This window comes from Acinetobacter sp. YH16051, from assembly GCF_013417135.1.
Lineage (GTDB): Bacteria > Pseudomonadota > Gammaproteobacteria > Pseudomonadales > Moraxellaceae > Acinetobacter > Acinetobacter towneri.
Genome location: NZ_VPEN01000006.1, coordinates 115,902 through 136,380 on the forward strand (window position 1 = coordinate 115,902; position 20,479 = coordinate 136,380).

Sequence of the window (20,479 nt, forward strand, 5' to 3'; positions counted from 1 at the left end):
GCTGACTTTTTTATTTGCGAAAGGGATTATTCAGCATTTGTTTGCTTTCAATTGCAAACAGCATTGTGAAAATTGTCAGTAAGATGCCTATGCACAGCATGAGTAAATCATGCGCGTACAGTCCAAAGCCTAAACTGCTGGTAGAGAGTAAAATACACAGCATTACAATTCCTTTTAACATGATTTCCATGGTGAAATGTTCCTAGGTTATTTTTTGCTTTCTTTATTGTTATGTGCAGTGACGGAGTCACGAATAGTGCAAAGTATAACCTGTGCTAATTCTGCTGAAAGCAATTATAGAACAACTAAATTTTGAATAATTTTTCTAAAAATGTGAAAAATTCCATGAAACTGTGTGTAGTTTTAGGCAATATTTGGCGTGGAAATTTATTGCTTATTCCTCAGAGTTTTCTGCTTGCGGAGCATCTTGGGTGGGTAAACGATACTCGTCATTTGCCCATGCGCCTAAATCAATGAGCTTGCAACGCTCAGAACAAAAAGGACGAAATGGATTGTTTTCCCATTGCGAAGGTTCACCACAACGAGGGCAAGGAAAAGTGCGTGGCATGATCAACTCCAAATGAAAAATGCAGGATTGGATTAGGCAAATAGCACCTGACTTGATAGACTTGTGCCGAATTTTGTAAGTTTGATCTGATTATGCCAATTCGTCAATTTCAAGCACAGCGTATGCATGCCCCTCGTGATTTTCAAGCCATTGCCAATGAATCGGTTTGTGTGGAAATTGGGGCCGGAAAAGGTAAACACGCCCTATTGTTTAGCGGGCAGCATCCTGAGCACAAGTTGATTGCAATTGAGCGCACCCGTGAAAAATTTTTGGCGATGCAAAAACAGCATCAGCTTGAAGGTCAGCAGAACTTACAGATTGTGCATGCCGATGCCATTCCATGGATTGTGCATGCTTTATTTCCTGCTCAAGTTGAGCAATTCTTTATTTTATATCCGAATCCAGAACCACATAATGCCACCCAGCGTTGGTTGAATATGCCGTTTTTTGAGTTTCTATTGTCGCGTTTAAAAGCAGGCGGCAGTATTACTTTAGTAAGTAATATTCCTGAATATATTGCAGAAGCACAGCAACAGCTGATTGAAGTGTGGAAATTGCCATTTATTCAGCTGGATGTTCCAGTAGATTCAGCACGCACTCACTTTGAAATCAAATATTTAGCACGTGGTGAGCGTTGTCAGGAACTGCTGATCACCAAACCTGCGGCTTATACAACCCGTTTTGATGATTTTCAGCCTTTGCAAGGACAGCAGCCAACTTTAACACCTGCTGCAGTTGAGGCGAAAGTTTCTGCAGACTCAAGTGCAACAACTGAGTAAACAGGCATGAAACAGCGCATTGCAATTATAGGAGCAGGACCAGCAGGGCTAATGGCTGCCGAAGTGCTGAGTCAGTATGCCTATGATGTGCATGTCTATGAGCAAAAACCTTCCGCGGCACGTAAGTTTTTGATGGCGGGTAAAACAGGTCTGAATATTTCACATGCCGAACCGATTGCACAATTTGTTCAGCGTTATGATCAGACGGAATGGTTGGCGCCGTGGATTCAACAATGGGATGCGGCTTGGATTCAAAACTGGATGCAGAGTTTAGGGATTCAGTCTTATGTAGGTTCATCGGGGCGGATTTTCCCACAAGAAATGAAAGCCGCACCTTTGCTGCGCGCATGGTTAAAACGCTTGGTTGATGCAGGCGTGCAGTTTCATTATCGGCATCAGGTATGTGATTTAAATAATAATCAACTCAGTATTCAAAATCTAAGTACAGGTCACATTGAACAACAGCAATTTGCCGCCATTGTGATGGCATGTGGGGCAGTGTCGTGGTCGAAATTGGGTAGTGATGGTGCATGGCAGCGTTGGTTATCTGCCAATGAAATTCAGCCTTTCCAAGCCAGCAATGCAGGGGTGGAATGTCACTGGTCTAACTATATGCAGCCAGTTTTTGGACAACCTTTAAAACGTGTGCAAGCATGGGTGAAAGGCGCTGAAGCGAGCATGGGCGATATTGTGATTAGCCATTATGGTTTGGAAAGTGGCTTAATTTATAAGCAAGGGCGAGCATTGCGACAGTTGCAGCACGCTCAACAACCGCTGCAGTTACAACTCGATTTGCTACCCGATTTAACCGTTGAGCAACTCTACCAAAAGTTGCAACCTTCCAAAAAACAGTCTGTAAGCAATATTTGGCGTAAGGCAGGTTTGGATGCCGTGAAGTCTGCAGTCGTGCGTGAGTTGGTGGATAAAGCCCTTTGGCAGCAACCTATGCAATTGGCGCAGCAGATTAAAAATTTAACGGTGCCTTTAAAGGGTTTTCGTCCTATTGAAGAAGCAATTAGCTGTGCGGGCGGAGTCAAACGTGAGGTTTTATCTGCACAATTGCAGTTAAATTCCAATCCACACGTTTTTCTCTGTGGTGAAATGCTGGATTGGGATGCGCCAACGGGCGGCTATTTGCTGACAGCCTGTTTTGCTACAGGACGCGCTGCCGCTGAAGGAGTGCATCAGTATTTACAGCAGCGTCCGTAAAACACGTTATTCATCAAGTTGTGGATATTGCCCACGCCAATGTTCTAGTTGTTGCTGCGCCTGTAGCAAGTCTGCTAAGCCTTGCTGACGTTGTTCTTTACTGACAGGATAAGGTGCAGAAGTTGTATTTTGAGTTGCTAGATATTGCGCTTGCTGTTCCCAATAATGACTCATTAGGCCTTGAATATAACGCCCTTGCGGTGTCTTTAAATCCAGTTCTTTGAGCATACTCAAGGCAGATTGAATGTTGTCCTGCAGGCGATTTTGTGCAAATGCAGCATCGAGTTGTTGGCTTTCATGCAAGCGTTCTAACTCATCTTCCAAATCATTGCTCATTTGGTCATGGCGTTGTTCATAATCCATCAGCAATTGAATATCATGCGGGTCATCCGCAGTCATTTCAAAGGGCTGAATCGCGGCTTGCTCGACCTGAGTTTGCATGATTTGATCTTCAGGGCTGAGTTTGTCTGCATGTTCTACTTTGCTGCGCTCGCAAGCGCTGAGGGAGAACGCCAAAAAAATTGTTAAGGGAGCAATCGCGTGTTTAAAGGTTATTTGCATTTATTTGCTCCCTCTCATTCAACTTTTTGATAGACATACAAATGTGTGCAATAGGGAAATTCAATTTCATCTTGCACATGCTTATTCGTATATTCTAATACTAATTGTTCAAATTGTGTTTTGAGTTGTTGTTGCTGTTCAGTTGGCATTGCAGCAATGAAACTGGTCGAAAGCAAACGCTTAGACACGACTTGTTCAACTGTACCAACATGCGTGTGATGAAATTTCTGCTCGTGAGTAAGTTGGAATAAATCTGTATCGGCAAATACCTGACGCCAGTCCTGATTGTGAAAACGCGGTGTATCGCCCTCAAAAGGCAAAATCATCTTTGCCAGTGCATTGACCCAATTGACTGAAATATCACGTTGATTCCAAATTAACAGCAAATGACCTTGCGGTTTTAAGATTCGGTGAATTTCCTTTAAACTTTGCAGATTGGCAAACCAATGAAAAGATTGCGCACAGCTCACCAAATCTGCACATTGATCGTGCAGTGGTAATTGCTCACTTCGTGCTTGAATTGTCTTAACTTGTGGGTAAAGTTGTTCTAATTCGGCTAACATGCTGGCAATCGGATCTACCGCTATAAGCTGAGTTGTCAGTTTGAGCAAATGTGGCAGGAACTTTCCTGTGCCAGAACCCAAGTCTACAATATTGCTATTAAGTGGAACTTGGAGCTGATCTTGCAGGAAAACATCGACTTCTTGCGGGTAACTGGGACGAACTTGTTGATATAGGTTTGCCCCTAAAGCAAAACCTTGTTGTGCGGCAGGATGTAGAGATTGTGTCATATTTTGCGATTTTTAATCTGCTGTGCATCTATAAAATAACATATTCACTTTTGAACTTGCGTAACGTGTATTCAAGTTTAAAGTAACGGTTTAATTCAGCGCCTTGGCGCCGGTGTGGGAATGGACAAACACATAATTTTTGAAGACGGACATATCCGCGCTATTTTCATGAAAGGCTCATCTCAGGAGCTGATTTTTTCTTTTGGCGATTTAATCACTCGTGCCAAAGGAACGTCTATTAACGCCGAAAAATCACTGGAAAAGTTTCATTTTAATGTGATTGGGGTGATGCCAAAGGAAAAATCATGGTTTCCTGAAGCGTCTATGCGTGCCATGTTGGCAGCCATTCAAGAGCTGATTGCCCCGTTTAAAGTCCGTGTGGGCTATGGCGGCTCTATGGGGGGCTATGCGGCAATTAAATATTCCAATTTACTGGATTTAAGCCGCATTGTGGCTTTGGTGCCGCAATATTCAATTGACCCTGAAGATATTCATGACCCACGCTACAACATGTTTTACCATGCCGATGTGAATGCCAATATGCGTATTCAAGCGCAGGATGTATCGGCACAGCGTGAATATATTGTGGTTTATGACCAATACTATCCAGAAGATCGTGGGCATTATTTAAAAATACAGCCATTAATTCCGCATTTACATACCTTGCATTTGCCATTTACAGGGCATGATGCGATTGCGATTTTGGCTAACTCAGAATTATTAAATGACTTTTTGACCCATCCTTTTGATGCGCCGTTTTTTTACCAAAAAATTCGCAAGGTGAAAAAGAACAGTAAGTTTTACTACCGTAAAGTGATTGAAAATGTCTTACCGAATCACCGTTGGTCTTTAGGTCGTATTTTAAAATACAATAACTTACAGCTAGACAGTAACTTTTTTGATGCCAAGTTGAAACAAAACCTGATTCGCTCCTTGCTTAGCAATAAACAGGTCGATCAGCACGATTTAAACAAACTTGGCTTACAAATTCAGTTACCGTATGAAAATCGTAATGTCTTGCTCGACCATTTTGGTCATGGTTTGGTGTTTAACATCATCAGCCAAAAAATTGAGAGCTATGCCGCACATGCAATTGCCTTAAACCATAAATTCCTGATTCCGATTTATGCAAAGGGCAGTGGTTTGGTGCAAATTTATCTGAATGATGAACGCTATTTAATTAGTATGAATGATCGTCATGTCATGAAACTATGCAAAGAACAAGATGCACTTGCTGCAGGCATGCACCCATTAATATTGAAAAAATATAGCGACTATTTTGTGTTGAGCTATAAAGATTTGAACCTGAGCAGTGATGAGTTTGGCGGCAACGACTTTGTGGAAGATTTGCCAGATACTGCCAAATTTACCCTAGAACTGGAACAGTAAGCTGCAAAGTTTGATCCATTATTTAGAAGGTTTAAATTTTAGACACTTGTATTGTTTTGCCATTGGGCTAAGATGATCTTAAAACATGGTTTTGTTGATCATTCCAAGGGTAGTATGTATGACCAAGTTGTTGATGCCTGCTGTGCTTGTTTTGCTGTCCAGTTTCATTTTATCTGCGACTTTGTTTGCAGATGCGCCTGAGCCGAAGGCTTATCTATTTTTTGCTTTAGGTTTGTTGGTATTGTTGGGATTAGGCGCTTATGTATTCCGACAAATTCAAAAATCGATACGCTATCACATGAATAAGCCTGCAGATTAAATGCAGGCTTTTTTATTTGCACTGAGTTGTTTTTATAATTTTGAGCAAACCAATAAATCAAAAAAATTATAGCTTAATCACTTTAATTTCTTCTTCAGTATCTGTACTTGGTGGAGTCTGAGTCTGTGCTTCTTGAGTAGGTGCGGCAATGGTGGCTGCAGGGGCGATATTCTGCGAAGGCGCGCTTAATGGTGCTTGATAGATAGGCACGGCATGATCACTTTGTCCTGTAATCACTTCTTTGGTTTCCTGAATTTTAGTATTTACATTGTTGGCAAGTTGCTGCCCAGTATGTTTGGCTTGAGCCGCACCCTGACTGCCCAATTGTTTGGCGTTGTCTAAAGCTTGATGTGCCGAAGGGCGAATTTTTTCAATACCTTTTTCGGTTACTTCACCGACTTTTTGTGCTGCCTGAATCACACCTTCCTGAGTTTTATATGCCCAAACATGTAAGAGGTTTGGATTGTCTGCATAAGGCTGAATTGGTTTATTACTTTGAGTTTGTGCAGCACTACTTTGTGCCCACACCGAAGCACTACTGAACAATAGTCCAATACAAATGCTGATATTGATCTTTTTCATTGTGCTGTGCCTCTTAGGATGCCGAATACTGGTCGTTGAAAGGTTTTGAATGGAATGTACTGCATTGTATAAAGCCTAGATGATCTGCAGTGTTTATTTTTCGCAAGTATGATGTGTTTTTAGGTGAAATTTACAGTGTTTGAGACTTTAAAGTGCTTGAAACTATGGCAGAGTTTCAGACTTAAAGAAGAAGACCCACATAAAATTGTGGGTCTTGTTACTCTGGAGAGTTGTTAAAGCAGGGCAGCAATGGCTACACTGCTTTTATCATCTTAGTTTGAAATATCAAGCGATGCTGTATTTATATTGAAAGTCCAACAATCTTGCTACATCAAGATACATTCAAAGCTGTTTTTAGCTTAGTTGCATTGTGCAAGCGCATCTTTATGAAAATGGTTGCGTAAGGTGATGAAGTTCTTTTGCACAGTTGCATCATGCAAGTCAAAGTGAGTTGCTATGCTAGTCCCATCTTGTGCAAATGTTGCAGAACCAGCTGAAATTAATGCATTGCCTTTAAATGCCCATTGTTCAATAGAACGACCTGCTTGCAGTGTGCCTGTAAATTCGATCACGCATTTATCAATAAATTTTGTGAGTTTGGCGCTGTTATTGACAGTGTCTGGGTAAACTTCAATATTTTTCACTTCTTGTAAAACACCTGCAGTAAGCTGCGGAATAACAGGTGCAGAAGTACACGCACTAAGAGAAAGGCAAGTTAAACCCGATAAAATGAGTGTTTTAAGTTTCATAAGCTCGTTTTCTTGTTGAGTGTTGTTAGGTTGAGTATAGGGAATCTGAAGTGAAATGCCTATAGATTAATGATTCCAATCTTGTGAACGAATACGTCCAGTTTGATAGTAGATAGAAACCAACTCTATAAAGTTTTTAAAATCCAAGTTTTCAGTCAAAATTCGATTTATTGATTGCCAATCCACCTCTGAACGTCGTCGAGCTGGCAAAAGGATTTCACTTTCTGTTGGATTTTCTGGGTTGAGTAAAATTACACCTATACCATGTAAAGCTGAAAGCATACGCAGTTCTTCTTCAACTTCATTTGTTGAAATAGAGGTTGCTACTAGGTAGCCCTCATTTGCCCAACTGGAATTACTGACTGCTTGGAAAAAGCTACTTCGGATATTTGAGCCTGTTAATTCTTTTTTTACTTCAAATGACCATAAACGCACATTTTGTCCAGAACCATGTTTAACACAAGTTCTTATTAATTCATGCCATTTTTTATCAATGGGTTGCATCGCAACAATATCGGGGTGTAACCATTGATTACCGTTTTGACCACGATTATTTGAAGACTTTTTTTCATCAATTCTCAGGCTATAGAGGTTTAGCTCTTTAGACAAATATTCGATGAGAATAGGGTATAAGTCGTACTCTGAAAATATTTTTTCTTGAATTGGTGGTGGATTATTGTCTTCTGCATCAATAATTAATGAATTATGGAAGTCAATTCCTGTTGTTGGTGAAAGATTTGAAGGGGGGTCATACCAATATTGGCGTGGACGTGGTCTTTCTTGATATTTTACACAAGGATTATTTTGAATTAAGTCTGGGAAAATACTATATAACTCTCGAATAACTTGTTGTTTAAAAGCACCCTCATTGTTTTCAAATTTAATATTATTTCTTTTCTCGATATAATCTTGAGGATATGTAGCAATTAATTTATCAGCAATAAATCTAGCTGTAAATTTTTGATTAGGATTAGATTTTAAAAATTCTAATGCTTTTTGAGCTTGTGATAATTTCATTTTCATCAATATGTAAAAACCCCACTATCAAAATAGCGGGGTTTCTTTTAATTTACAAGTAATTAAGACTTTAGTGCTGCAACACACTTACATCTGCAACACGTGTAAATAAATCACGTAACTGCGCAAGTAAACGTAAGCGGTTGGCTTTCAACTCAGCATCATCTGCCATCACCATGACACTGTCAAAGAAGGCATCAATAGGCGCACGTAATGCAGCCAATTGAGAAAGTGCAGTGGTGTAGTCTTTTGCTGCCAATAATGGCTCAACCACAGGTGTGATTTTTGCAAGTTCAGCGAATAATGCTTTTTCTGCATCTTCTACCAAGTTTACTTCAACGACAGTACCTTCAGGCGCGGTTTCTTTGGCTAAAATGTTGGCAACACGCTTGTTTGCAGCAGCCAATGCAGCCGCTTCAGGCAAGGCACGGAAGTGATTTACCGCATTCACACGCTTATCAAAATCTAGTGGAGATTTTGGTGATAACGCTTGAACGGCTTGAATCACATCTACCGCAACACCTTGATCTTCGTACTTCGCACGGTAACGACCTTCAAGGAATGCGACTGCATCTGCCAAAGTCTTGTCGTGGTCTTTCAAGACATCACCATAAGCAGCCAAGGCTAGTTTAATTAAGTCTTCAATTGAAACATCTAAACCGTTTTCTGTTACAAGGCGCAAAATACCAATCGCAGAACGACGCAATGCAAATGGGTCTTTAGAACCTGTCGGTGCTTGACCAATACCAAAAATACCTGTGAGCGTGTCTAAACGGTCTGCAAGGGCAATCGTCGTGCCTGTTTTGGTTTTAGGAAGCACATCACCCGCAAATTTAGGTAAGTATTGTTCACCCAGTGCTTCTGCAACTTCGTCATTTTCACCTTCAAGACGTGCGTAGTAAGTTCCCGCAATCCCTTGAAGTTCTGGGAATTCACCCACCAATTCAGAGGTTAAGTCGCATTTTGCAAGTAAAGCAGCTTTTTCTGCATCTTGCGGATTTGCACCCGTAATTGGCGCCAAAGCAACAGCCAGTTTGGCAATGCGTTCAGACTTGTTCCACAAAGTACCCAGTTGTGCCTGGAATACCATGTTGGCCAGTTTCTCTTTACGAGAAGCTAATGGCTGTTTTTGGTCTTGCAAGAAGAAGAATTCAGCATCAGACAAACGTGGGCGCACCACTTTTTCATTACCTTCAATAATTTGAGTCGGGTCTTTAGACTCAATGTTTGAAACGGTAATGAAGTAAGGCTGTAATTTGTTTTCAGCATTCACCAGACAGAAATACTTCTGGTTATCCTGCATGGTAGTGATCAGGGCTTCTTGAGGAACGGCAAGGAAGCGTTCTTCAAAGCTGGCACGTAAAGCTACCGGCCATTCAACCAGTGCAGTGACTTCGTCACGTAGATCCGCAGGAACAATTGCAATCGCATTCACTTCATCCGCTAATGCTTTTACTTGCTGATCAATGATCGCTTGACGCTCTTCAAAAGAAGCGACAACGTGCGCTGCTTTTAACTTCTCAAGGTATTCATCTGCATGTGCAAGGGTGATTGCTTCAGGTGCATGGAAACGATGTCCATAAGTGACATTACCTGCCTGATGGTCTTGAATCGTTGCTTCAATTACTTGATGATCTTTAAGTAAAACGACCCATTTTACTGGGCGCACAAATTCAGTACGGCTTGCAGCAGAACGCATACGTTTTGCAATTGGCAGGTTGTCCAATGCTGTTTGTAAAATGTGTGGCAATAACGCATCAAGGCTTTGACCTTTCACGTCTTTTAAGTAGCACACTTTTTCAACTTTACCTGCTTGGAATGTAGATACTTGATCTACAGTAATGCCTTGACCGCGCATAAAGCCTTCAAGGGCTTTGGTTGGTTTGCCTTCGGCATCGTAAGCAGCTTGAACAGCAGGGCCGTCAAAGCGTTTTTGTGTGTCTGCTTGTGCGGCATCAACATTAGCAATTTTAAGTGCCAAGCGACGTGGTGCTGCATAGGCTTCAATTGCATCAAAAGCCAAGCCTGCATCTTTTAAACCTTTTTCAGTTTCTGCAAGTAGTGCATCACGTAAGGTTTTTAAGCTTTTCGGTGGGAGTTCTTCGCAACCGAGTTCAAATAAAACTGTATGTTTAGACATTATTTGCTTTCCTCAGTATTTTGCGCTTTGGCTTCCGCTTCAACCTGTGCTTTTAATTGTGCCAAGACTTCATCACGTAAATGTGGTTCAGCCATTGGGAAGCCTAATTTTGCACGTGCAGCCACATAACTTTGTGCAATAGAACGCGCCAAAGTACGGACACGTAAAATATAACGCTGACGCTCAGTCACAGAAATTGCACCGCGCGCATCCAAGAGGTTAAAGCAGTGAGATGCTTTAATCACTTGCTCATAAGCAGGTAGCGGTAATTCTGCTGCAATTAAACGGCTCGCTTCTACTTCATAGAAGTCAAACAGTTCAAACATTTTTTCTACAGGTGCGTATTCAAAGTTATAGGTCGATTGTTCAACTTCGTTTTGATGGAACACATCGCCATACGTTACAGTACCAAACTGTCCTTTAGTCCAAACCAAGTCGTAAACTGAGTCTACACCTTGCAAGTACATTGCCAGACGTTCAAGACCGTAGGTGATTTCGCCTGTTACAGGGTAGCACTCAACACCACCGACTTGCTGGAAGTAAGTAAACTGAGTCACTTCCATGCCGTTTAGCCATACTTCCCAACCCAAGCCCCAAGCGCCAAGAGTTGGAGATTCCCAGTTATCTTCTACAAAGCGAATGTCATGCACCAATGGGTCAATTCCAATTGCTTTTAAAGAATCTAAATACAACTGTTGAATGTTGTCTGGGTTTGGTTTCAGCACCACCTGAAATTGATAGTAGTGTTGTAAGCGGTTCGGGTTTTCGCCATAACGACCATCTTTAGGACGACGAGATGGTTGTACATACGCCGCGTTCCATGTTTCTGGACCTAAAGCACGTAGGAAAGTGGCAGTGTGGAATGTCCCTGCACCCATTTCCATATCGTAAGGTTGTAAAACGACGCAGCCCTGCTCCGCCCAGTAGTTTTGTAAGGCAAGAATTAAGCCTTGAAAGGTATCAATATGCGATATGGCGCGACTCATGGTCATCCACTTAAAATTAGAGAAAAATTGTGCTCAATTATAAGGATTTTGCGGGGTGCTGGCAAAGGTTAAAGCACAACTAGCGGTTGGTTGTTTGGGGTTTTACAAATTCACTGATAAATGAAAGATATAAAACAAATACATCATTACTAAATGATTGCCTTATAATCTTGTCCAATTGTCACCACTGGATTGCCTGCCCGTGTTTCATTCACAACTTGATTGGCTGAATACGCTGAAACCCAATTTTAAAGTATTGCCGTTAAAAGAACGCCTACTTTGTGGTTTGGGCGCATTATTGGGTTTGGCATTATCTTCCCTGATCAGTTGGTGGGTGTTGGGCGATATTAACGCATGGTATATCGCGCCAATGGGTGCATCTTCGGTATTGTTGTTTGCTGTGCCTGCCAGTCCTTTGGCGCAGCCGTGGAATATTGTAGTTGGGAACAGTATTGCAGCAATTATGGGCGTGAGCTGTGCTTTATATATTCCAAATTTAACCGAAGCCTTTAGTGTGGCTGTGGCTTTATCTATTTTCTTGATGATGACCACCGATTCGCTGCATCCACCGAGTGGGGCAGTGGCTATTACTGCAGTGCTTGGTGGAGATGCTGTGCGTGAGTTGGGTTATCACTTTATTTTTTATCCTGTACTGCTCAATTCAGTTTTGCTGATGGTGATTGCAATTGTATTTAACCGTATGATTGGTAAGCCTTATCCTCAAACGCCACAGTTGAATCAACGTACCCAAGACCCAACGCCTACTCAAAAAGCCACTATTCAGCCGCAAGATATTCAAGATGTTTTAGATGCACAAACACAGTTGCTAGATATTAGTGAATACGACTTACAAAAAATCATTTTAGAAGCGCAACACAAAGCCAGTGAACGACAAACTCAAGCACTGACTTGTGCCGATATTATGAGTAAAGATGTGGTTAGTTTGCAGCAAGATGAGGATATTCACAGTGCTTTAGAAAAATTCAAACACATGAATTTAATGAGTTTACCAGTCATTGATACTGAACAACATTTGGTGGGAACTTTGGCGCTGTATGAAGTGGTGGAATGGTTTAAACACGCAACAGATTTACCTTATAGCTGGAAACATCAAGTAAAACATATCATGTTGCGCCAAGTGGTCACGGTGCAACCGCAACAAAGTATTCAAGACCTTGTACCGTACTTTGTCGAGCGTTCTTTTAACTACATTCCTGTGGTAGAGCAGCAGCTTTTGGTGGGGATTATTAGCCGTGCCGATATGATTGCCGTCTTAAATCAACAGCTTGCTGTAAAGACCAATTGATTGACTTGTATTGTCGATGCGTATTCAACACGACTCAATCCTGAAATGCTGTGACTTTTAAAATATATTGCAGGTTGAAAGGCAAAAAAAAGCTACGATGCTTGGGGGAGCAATCGTAGCGAAAAAGAAGAAAGTTGTGTGAATAGGGTGGTGTCTACGAGTGAATCGGTAAACGATTCAAGCCTATGAATCTTTAAATATGGTCAGTCTTTCAAATTTCAATACCGTTTATCGGTCTTGATCAGGATTGACTGTGCGCACAGGTCTTGTGTAGCCCTGAGTATAGTTTGCTGTATTCGACTGGTTTTGTTTAGGAATCACCAACCACAACACCAAATACACCAAAATGCCAGGAAAGGCAGCGCTCATCACGGAAACAATCACAAAAATTAAGCGCAGTAAATTTGCGTTCCAACCAAAACGTTCAGCAATACCACCCATAACCCCAGCAATCATATTTGAGCGGTTTGAGCGATATAAACCAACATTGGCCATCTAATTCTCCTTAAGAGATCTAAAATTCAAAATAAATACAGGCTGATGTTTAGCTTCACAGCACATCATCTATATATAAAATAAAAATGGTGATGCACTTGGGTTTTTAAAGGGCGGTAAGCAAGGCAATTAGTAAAGTTATGTAACATTTGGTGTTGCTTAAACCAGCATCCACCTAAAATATCCTAAAGAAGCGATGGGCAGAGTAAGCGCTTGACCACAAAGGATTGAGGAAAAGCATGGCTTACATCGAGCTGCCTATTCAGTGGTTTGAATAGGACTGAGTATTCAGTCTGGTCACTCTATATGAGGGATAGTGTGTCAGCTAAATCAAATATTTGCGCAGTTTCAATATGGAGTGCAGTGGCATTGCTTGGATGCGATGATTCACAACTTGAGCAAGCTGCCGTGCAAAAATATACACAACAGGCAGAAACCAAAAGACTGACTGAGGTGGCAGGGCAGGCAATCGCACCCATACAAACGGCTGCAACGGAACATCATATTCCCGAGAATCATCTGACTTATGTGGGACGCTATACCATTCAGATTAGCTGTGAAGATAAGTTTGTTATGTGCGAAAGCGGAAAAGTCGATTATATTCTGACCTTATTGCCTGATGGGACAGCGCATCGTATTTTTGTCAATGCGGGGCAAATCAGTTACGACAATAAAAAAAAATACCGCAAAGATTTATGGTTCTATGATGAAGACGCGCATCAAATTGTGGTGGCACGCGCCTCTGGGGTGAACTTTTACTATAATGTTGATCAAGACCATAATTTAATTATGGATAAAAACAAAATTGCGATTGCAACAGAAAATAATCGTGAATACTTTAAAAGCAATCCCTTACCTTCGCAAAACTATCATTTAATCAGAGCAAGTTAATTATTCGCTCATTCAATTCTTAGCCCATTCGTGAAAAACTTTTGGGCTTTTGTTTTTTTACATCAAGTTTTTATTTGGGATGTGTAAAGTATGATTTATCAATGATGGCACATCGTCTACAACTGAATTGAGCAAGGTGTAGTGGATAAAAGTGTTAGTCAAACAGGGCAGAATACGGGAATTGTATAGTAAATTACGAAACTGCACGATCCACAGAATAGTGCTGTGATGACTGGTAATTTAAAGATTTTTTAGAAGGAATGGTGGGTCGTCCGCGATTCGAACGCGGGACCAACGGATTAAAAGTCCGCTGCTCTACCGACTGAGCTAACGACCCAGAGGAGTAAAAATGATGATGATCATTTTTAGAATATCAACCTTGAAGAAGATGGTGGGTCGTCCGCGATTCGAACGCGGGACCAACGGATTAAAAGTCCGCTGCTCTACCGACTGAGCTAACGACCCATCTAAGGTTGATCAAGGAAATGGTGGGTCGTCCGCGATTCGAACGCGGGACCAACGGATTAAAAGTCCGCTGCTCTACCGACTGAGCTAACGACCCTGAACCAGCAATCAAGCAGGCTTGATTGTGAAGTGCAAGAAAAACCAGAGGGTTTTAAGCACCACTTCGTTTGATGGAGCGTATTGTAGCAAGATATGAAGCGAGCGCAAGTAAAAAATAAAAAAGTTGCCTATGTTTGATTATAAATGCAACAAATTTGTCGTATCTAATCAAAAAATAGGCAACCTGGTGGCTTAGAAGCGATATTGATACTGTTGAATATTGTCGTAAATTTCTTGGGTCAGTTCGCAATAAGCAGATTGGTTTGGCAATAATACCAGAATTTTTTCATCACACTGTTTTAAATCAAAACCTTGAGTTTTCAGGGTGTTCTTCTGATATTTAAATGTACCTGTAGTTTGCATTTGCTTTTGAATGCGTAAAAAAACGGGTACTGCATAAGCGGGCATTGCTTTTTTAAACTCCACCAGCATTTGACGCAAGTCTTGTTCATCTAACTGGCAGCCTTCGTTTAAGGTAATCGCAGCCATACCTGCACGACCATTGGTATGTGGGATTTCAACGCCATACACGACAGCTTCAGCAATTTTTTCATAGTCACTGACAATGTTTTCTACTTCTGTGGTGGATACGTTCTCACCTTTCCAGCGGAAGGTATCACCTAAACGATCAACAAACTGGGCGTGACGGAAGCCAATGTCGCGGACTAAATCGCCCGTGTTAAAATAGGCATCGCCTTGTTTAAACACGTTTTGCATCATCACCGCCTTGTTTTTTTCAGGGTCGGTGTAGCCATCAAACGGTGAGCGACGGGTGATTTTTCCAATCAATAAGCCGACTTCGCCTTTTTTGACTTTCATGCATTTGCCTTTGGCATCGCGTACGGGTTCATTTTTTTCTTTATCAAACTGAATGACCGCATAAGGTGTCGGTGAAAAACCAACCGTGTTGTCAAAGTTAAACACATTGCTAAAGCCGACGTTGCCTTCGCTAGACGCATACAGTTCCAGAATTTCCTGAACACCAAAGCGTGTTTTGAATTTGCTCCAAATATTAGGACGCATGCCATTGCCAATCATTTTGGTCACACGATGCCCACGCTCTAAATCAGAAGCAGGCGCATCCATTAAATAACGGCACAATTCGCCCACATAGCCAATCGCAGAGGCATTGAATTTGTGTACATCTTGCCAGAAGCATGAAGTGGAGTATTTTCTACGGATGGCAAAGGTGGCACTGCCTGCAATTACGCCACACCAGCACACCACAATGCCTGTGGCGTGGTACAGCGGCAGAGTGCAGTACATCACATCATCCTGATTTAAACCCAAGACATGACCATAGGTACCATAAGCCAACGTCCAACGGCTATTGGTGAAAATCACCGCTTTAGGTAAGCCTGTTGTACCTGAGGTATAGATATAAAACAGCCCATCTTTGCCCTGTACTGACTGTGTGGTGGCAGGGTTAAAGCTTGGGAATGATGCAATGCATTGCGCTAAATTTTGAAAACCTTCAGGGGCAGTGCCAGCATCGGTACGGGTATTTTGATCTGCAAACCAATACAGTCGATTTTCTGTAAGCTCAAGTTCTTGGCGAATATCGGCAACGGCTTGACGACATTCTTCCCCCACAATCACGGCAATTGGTTTGACTAAATTGATGCTGTGCGCCAAAACTTTGGCAACTTGTGCGGTATTGACCAAAGCCACGGTAACGCCAATTTTTGCTAAGCCAATGACACTGGCAATTAATTCAGGGCGATTTTCCAACATCACCGCAATGACATCACCTTTACGTGCACCTATGCTTAAATAGTAATGGGCAATTTGGTTGGCCCAAGCATTGAGCTGTAAATAGCTGTACTGCTGATCTTCAAACACTAGTGCACAGCCATGCGGGTTACGATGCACGGCTTTTTCAAATGCTAGACCTAAGCCTGCAGGCGTGTTGGGTGTGCGTAAATAGGCTTGCTTTAACCCTGTGATCAGGTGAGGCACTTTAGTCATAAACTGCGGAATTTTTGCCGCAACATCCGTTAAGCCAATTAAATCGCTTTTTGTCATCTGGTTCATAAGAATCCTGTTTTTGTCATCATCCGTTGCATCTGCACAGCATCACGTCTTGTTGTTTTGTAATCCCTAAGTCCTAGTGCAATCAACCTAATTTTTCAGCTTTGTTAGGTGTTTTTAGAAAAGCTGTTAAAAATCAAAAACACCTAAGTTCAAATTAGCTCGCTTAAATTTAAGTCAGCACCGCGTTGGCTCTAAAGTAGCAAAAAAAATCCAGCCATTAAAATGACTGGATTTTTTTATTCCGCTGCAAAAGTGCGAATTACGACTCAGTTGGCGGAGTTACTTTTTTAGGTGGACGGCCACGTGGACGACGCGGACGCGCAGTTTTCTCTTTCTCTGCTTTGTCCTGTTCAGATTCAGCAGTTTCGACTGGGTCGTCTACAGCCAATTCCGCTTGTACAGGTGCGACCACTTCAACGGCAGTTTCTTCTTGCGCTGCTGCAGTTTCAGTGACAGCTTGTGCAAGGTCGTCTTGCGCGTTCAACTCAGGCTGAGTAGCTTCAGTTGTAGCCACTGCTTCAGGGTTTACTTCTGTAGTTGCTTCGACTTCAGTGCTTACTGTTGCAGACGTTTCTACCGTAGAACTTGCTTCTACAGATCCTTCTGTAGCTGCCACAACTTCAGTCGTTGGCTCTGCTGCAGGTGTGCTTTCCGCTTCAGCTTTTTCTACTGCCTGTGCTTGCTTGGCTTGTTCCAATGCTTGCTCAGCAGCTTGTTTGGCTAAACGACGACGCTCACGCGGATCGTTGGCAACACGCTTATCTGACACTGGTTTTGGTGGTGTTAGGTCTAACACAGGTGCAGGCTCAGCTTCAGGAGCAGCTTTGGCAACTTCCACATCACGAGTGACAGGTTTTTTCTCTGCCACAGGCGCAGTGCTAACAAGGCTTGCAGCATACTCGTCAGTGAACTTCTGCAAAGCACGATTGAACGTTGGAATTAAACCAAACTGTTCAATCAGAACTGAACAATCTTCGCCATATACGTGGCGAATCAGGCTACCAATGCTGTATTGCGCTAAAGTTGGCACCTGTGAAGGTGTTAACTTTGGTGCAGTTACTTGCTGCGCTTGACCTTCACGTTGCTGACGACGACGCTGACGCGGATCGTTGCTGGCACGTTTTGCAGGCGCAGTCGGTTGTGCTTGTACTTCCGCAGGTGCAGCTGTTTCTTCTGCAACAACTGGAGCAGCTTCTACCGCAGCAACAGCTTGAGTTGGTTCAGTAACCGTTTCAGGCACAGTTGCTTCTACTGCTGTGACTGGTTCAGCCGCTAATGGCGCAGCATTCAATGCCACAATTTCAGTTTGAGCCTGATCGACATTCACCACCAAAGCCGTCGTGTTGAACTCTTGACGCGGTGCATCAATTAAGTCCACTTTTGGCTGATTAGAAGCCACTGCGGTAGGTGCTTGCTCATTCAATACGCTTGGGTCGCGGTGACGATTTGGGCGTTCTGGACGAGGCTGGTTACGACGGTCACGACGTGGCACGGCATTTTGCTGCTCATTGTTATTTTGAGCTTCTTGCTGCTGCGGTGCTTGGTCATTGCTGTGCTGACGACGAGAATTGCGTTTGTTTTCACGCGCTTCCTGACGTTGCTCCTGACGCGACATCTGAACCACTTCTTCATGCACTTGATGTTGTTGATTGTCGTGCTGAGTTTGTGGCTCACGTTGCTCTTTGTGCTTGTTGTTATTGTTGTTGCTATGACGCGGCTTTTTGTTGTTGTGACGAGGAGCCGGTTTGTCTTCACGTTCAGCAGATTTCTCTGCAGAGTCACGTTCAGTTTTTTGTGCCACTGTCGATGGTGTAAGGTATACATTTTGACTGCTTGCAGCAGGGGCAGTAGATGCAGTTGCAATTTGACCAAACTGACCACGGCTCACGGCACCGCTATTTACCATTTGCTCAATGGCTGCTGCCGCATTGTTGGCACTACGTGCTTGATCAATGGTGCTGGCTTGCTTTTGAACAAACAGGTTTTCTAACCATGCACATGGGCTTGCAGCTGTTGTGGCTGCCGCAGGTGCAAGCTGCTGTTGTGCAGATGCTTTATTTTGCTGTGCTGCTTGTGGTTTTCTTGCAGAAGTTTTTTCTGCCGCAGGTGCAGCAGCGTGGCTGTGCGATTGATCGGCTTCTTCTAAATGCCATTCAGAAGATTCATAACCCAACTCTTTTTCGCTTGAACGAGTTGCTTCAGTACGTTCATAGCTGGTTGGTGCAAAGCCTTCAGGATTATACGAAATTTCGTAATGCGGGGTTTCTAAGTGTGGGTGAGGTAATACAGTCACACGCACATTTGAAGTTTGCTCAAGGTAAACCAGACTGTGACGTTTTTCATTCAGTAAGAATGCTGCAATTTCAACAGGTACTTCGACTTGAACTTCACCATGACGTTCACGCAGGGCAATTTCTTCCACTTTACGCATAATTGAAAGTGAAAGAGAGCGTAGGTCACGTACCATGCCTGTACCGTGACAGCGTGGGCAAACGTAACCAGTCGCTTCTTCAAGTGATGGACGTAAGCGCTGACGGCTCATTTCCATTAAACCAAAACGTGATAATTGACCAAACTGGATACGTGCGCGGTCACTTTGAGTGGCTTCACGGAGTTTGGCTTCAACCATGCGTTGGTTACGGTCTTTGGTCATGTCGATGAAATCGATAACAACCAAACCACCAATATCACGTAAACGCAATTGGCGTGCAATTTCTTCAGCAGCTTCAAGGTTGGTATTTAACGCTGTATCTTCAACGTCTTGACCACGGGTCGATTTTGCTGAGTTGATGTCAATTGAAACCAATGCTTCAGTTTGGTCAATGACAATTGAACCGCCTGAAGGCAGTTTTACTTCACGCTCATACGCAGTTTGAATTTGGCTTTCAATACCAAAATGTGCAAACAGTGGTTCATTTAAAGTGTAAGTTTTTAGCTTGTCTAACTGACGTGGCATAACCGCTTTCACAAAGTTATAAGCTTCGTTATAGGCTTGTTCTGAGTCAATTAAAATTTCTGCAACATCATCACGCAAATAGTCACGAATGGCACGTGTGACGACACCTGCTTCTTGGTGTACTAGCATTGGTGATGGGCCTGAACTTGCAGTGCTTTGAATTTGTGCCCAAAGGTCCATTAAGTGTTGAAGGTCAAGCTGCAATTCTTCTTGAGAACGACCAATACCCGCAGTACGCACAATCACGCTCATGCCACGAGGAATGTTCAGTGAAGCTAACATCTCTTTCAGTTCTTCACGGACTGAACCCGAAATTTGACGACTGATACCGCCACCTTTCGGGTTGTTTGGCATAAGTACTAAATAACGACCTGCCAAAGAAATGAAGGTGGATAGCGCAGCACCTTTGTTGCCACGTTCTTCTTTTTCTACCTGAACCAAAAGCTCAGTACCTTCAGTAATCAGTTCGCGGATATTTGAAGTTTGGCGAGGATCGGCTTTGTAGTAAGAGTTTGCGATTTCACGCATAGACAGGAAGCCTTGGCGACCTGCACCGTATTCAACAAATACGGCTTCTAAAGAAGGTTCTACACGGGTCACATGACCTTTGTAGATATTCGATTTTTTTTGTTCACGGGTACGATTTTCTAAATCAAAATCGTAAAGACGCTGACCAGTGACAAGTGCAACGCGAATTTCTTCGGCATGTGTTGCATTAATCAACATACGTTTCATGGGTGTAACACCTAATAGTGATACACAGCAAAAAATCGCTAGACACGTAGCGAACATCAAGCATCACGGATCAACTGCTCAGATCTCAAAAAAACTAATTGTGGTCTGAGTTTTTTTTACCGGCCTTTTTGTGTGGGGCTGCGGTGTATGATTCACGTATTGATGATGGCAATACGGCTTTAACCTTTAAACGGATAAAGTCACCTGATCGCTTCACTGGCGGACGAGCGGTGTATTGGATGTGTGTAACTTTCACTGTCACATTGCTCGAAGATCATCTCTTCTTTCATAGATAGAGTGTCTTGATACGGAATTATCGTCGTATCTTTACAAATTGTGCAGATCCAATACATCAAACGCTTTAGCCTGAATGCGACTTCAGGGTGCGACTAATCTGATGTGTATCAG

General features: G+C 42.6%; 18 protein-coding genes and 3 tRNA genes. 6 read left to right on the forward strand and 15 right to left on the reverse strand.

Annotated elements, in window-relative coordinates:
• Positions 1 to 10: 10 nt before the first annotated feature.
• Both FTV41_RS07250 and FTV41_RS07255 read right to left on the reverse strand, forming a co-directional pair.
• The gene (locus FTV41_RS07250) at positions 11 to 190 is read right to left on the reverse strand and encodes a hypothetical protein (RefSeq protein WP_004975984.1); all 180 of its coding nucleotides are present in this window, start codon (positions 188 to 190) and stop codon (positions 11 to 13) included.
• 204 nt (positions 191 to 394) lie between these two features.
• Complete coding sequence (locus FTV41_RS07255; protein WP_004975985.1) at positions 395 to 568, reverse strand: DNA gyrase inhibitor YacG; 174 nt, start codon at positions 566 to 568, stop codon at positions 395 to 397.
• A gap of 86 nt (positions 569 to 654) precedes the next feature.
• Here FTV41_RS07255 and FTV41_RS07260 point away from each other — a divergent pair, with 86 nt between their 5' ends.
• Together FTV41_RS07260 and FTV41_RS07265 are read left to right on the forward strand one after the other, a co-directional pair.
• Positions 655 to 1,347, forward strand: a complete 693-nt coding sequence (locus FTV41_RS07260) for a tRNA (guanine-N(7)-)-methyltransferase (protein ID WP_257221930.1) — start codon at positions 655 to 657, stop codon at positions 1,345 to 1,347.
• Between the two features lie 6 nt (positions 1,348 to 1,353).
• Complete coding sequence (locus FTV41_RS07265) at positions 1,354 to 2,556, forward strand: TIGR03862 family flavoprotein (protein WP_131261082.1); 1,203 nt, start codon at positions 1,354 to 1,356, stop codon at positions 2,554 to 2,556.
• 6 nt (positions 2,557 to 2,562) lie between these two features.
• On the opposite strand, the gene FTV41_RS07270 is transcribed toward FTV41_RS07265, so the two are convergent.
• Positions 2,563 to 3,117 carry a hypothetical protein gene (locus FTV41_RS07270; RefSeq protein WP_096901318.1) on the reverse strand — a complete coding sequence of 185 codons (555 nt, stop codon included), beginning with the start codon at positions 3,115 to 3,117 and terminating at the stop codon, positions 2,563 to 2,565.
• Positions 3,118 to 3,131: 14 nt separating this feature from the next.
• On the reverse strand, positions 3,132 to 3,908 hold the full coding sequence (locus tag FTV41_RS07275) for a class I SAM-dependent methyltransferase (RefSeq protein WP_167845740.1): 777 nt from the start codon (positions 3,906 to 3,908) through the stop codon (positions 3,132 to 3,134).
• 120 nt (positions 3,909 to 4,028) lie between these two features.
• Between FTV41_RS07275 and FTV41_RS07280 the strand changes: the two genes are divergently transcribed.
• Both FTV41_RS07280 and FTV41_RS07285 read left to right on the forward strand, forming a co-directional pair.
• Positions 4,029 to 5,297, forward strand: a complete 1,269-nt coding sequence (locus FTV41_RS07280) for a hypothetical protein (RefSeq protein ID WP_179996342.1) — start codon at positions 4,029 to 4,031, stop codon at positions 5,295 to 5,297.
• Between the two features lie 118 nt (positions 5,298 to 5,415).
• Positions 5,416 to 5,616 (forward strand): hypothetical protein, encoded by a 201-nt coding sequence (locus FTV41_RS07285; protein WP_131261079.1) that lies wholly within the window; start codon positions 5,416 to 5,418, stop codon positions 5,614 to 5,616.
• 66 nt (positions 5,617 to 5,682) lie between these two features.
• Here the strand turns inward: FTV41_RS07285 and FTV41_RS07290 are convergent, their stop codons facing one another.
• The 5 genes from FTV41_RS07290 to glyQ form a co-directional block, all read right to left on the reverse strand.
• Positions 5,683 to 6,198, reverse strand: coding sequence for a hypothetical protein (locus tag FTV41_RS07290; protein WP_154321091.1), 516 nt, complete (start codon positions 6,196 to 6,198; stop codon positions 5,683 to 5,685).
• Positions 6,199 to 6,557: 359 nt separating this feature from the next.
• Positions 6,558 to 6,947: a hypothetical protein gene (locus FTV41_RS07295; RefSeq protein ID WP_004976007.1), complete on the reverse strand. Its 390-nt coding sequence runs from the start codon at positions 6,945 to 6,947 to the stop codon at positions 6,558 to 6,560.
• A 66-nt stretch (positions 6,948 to 7,013) separates the two neighbouring features.
• Positions 7,014 to 7,964, reverse strand: coding sequence for a COG2958 family protein (locus FTV41_RS07300; RefSeq protein ID WP_179996343.1), 951 nt, complete (start codon positions 7,962 to 7,964; stop codon positions 7,014 to 7,016).
• A 70-nt stretch (positions 7,965 to 8,034) separates the two neighbouring features.
• Positions 8,035 to 10,104, reverse strand: a complete 2,070-nt coding sequence (glyS, locus tag FTV41_RS07305; RefSeq protein WP_179996344.1) for a glycine--tRNA ligase subunit beta — start codon at positions 10,102 to 10,104, stop codon at positions 8,035 to 8,037.
• A complete protein-coding gene (glyQ, locus tag FTV41_RS07310) occupies positions 10,104 to 11,090 on the reverse strand; it encodes a glycine--tRNA ligase subunit alpha (RefSeq protein ID WP_004976017.1) in 987 nt (328 codons plus the stop codon). Before glyQ ends, glyS begins: the two co-directional genes overlap by 1 nt.
• Before the next feature lie 202 nt (positions 11,091 to 11,292).
• On the opposite strand from glyQ, the gene FTV41_RS07315 reads away from it, so the two are divergent.
• A complete protein-coding gene (locus FTV41_RS07315; RefSeq protein ID WP_179996345.1) occupies positions 11,293 to 12,396 on the forward strand; it encodes an HPP family protein in 1,104 nt (367 codons plus the stop codon).
• A gap of 228 nt (positions 12,397 to 12,624) precedes the next feature.
• On the opposite strand, the gene FTV41_RS07320 is transcribed toward FTV41_RS07315, so the two are convergent.
• Complete coding sequence (locus tag FTV41_RS07320; protein ID WP_004976022.1) at positions 12,625 to 12,891, reverse strand: PspC domain-containing protein; 267 nt, start codon at positions 12,889 to 12,891, stop codon at positions 12,625 to 12,627.
• A gap of 363 nt (positions 12,892 to 13,254) precedes the next feature.
• Here FTV41_RS07320 and FTV41_RS07325 point away from each other — a divergent pair, with 363 nt between their 5' ends.
• Positions 13,255 to 13,782, forward strand: coding sequence for a hypothetical protein (locus tag FTV41_RS07325; protein WP_373682952.1), 528 nt, complete (start codon positions 13,255 to 13,257; stop codon positions 13,780 to 13,782).
• 261 nt (positions 13,783 to 14,043) lie between these two features.
• Here the strand turns inward: FTV41_RS07325 and FTV41_RS07330 are convergent.
• The 5 genes from FTV41_RS07330 to FTV41_RS07350 form a co-directional block, all read right to left on the reverse strand.
• A tRNA-Lys gene (locus tag FTV41_RS07330) sits at positions 14,044 to 14,119 on the reverse strand.
• Between the two features lie 52 nt (positions 14,120 to 14,171).
• Positions 14,172 to 14,247: transfer RNA gene (locus FTV41_RS07335), tRNA-Lys, on the reverse strand.
• A gap of 21 nt (positions 14,248 to 14,268) precedes the next feature.
• Positions 14,269 to 14,344: transfer RNA gene (locus FTV41_RS07340), tRNA-Lys, on the reverse strand.
• Positions 14,345 to 14,538: 194 nt separating this feature from the next.
• Positions 14,539 to 16,380, reverse strand: coding sequence for a long-chain-acyl-CoA synthetase (locus tag FTV41_RS07345; RefSeq protein ID WP_096901309.1), 1,842 nt, complete (start codon positions 16,378 to 16,380; stop codon positions 14,539 to 14,541).
• 259 nt (positions 16,381 to 16,639) lie between these two features.
• The gene (locus FTV41_RS07350) at positions 16,640 to 20,071 is read right to left on the reverse strand and encodes an Rne/Rng family ribonuclease (protein ID WP_179996347.1); all 3,432 of its coding nucleotides are present in this window, start codon (positions 20,069 to 20,071) and stop codon (positions 16,640 to 16,642) included.
• Positions 20,072 to 20,479: the final 408 nt, after the last annotated feature.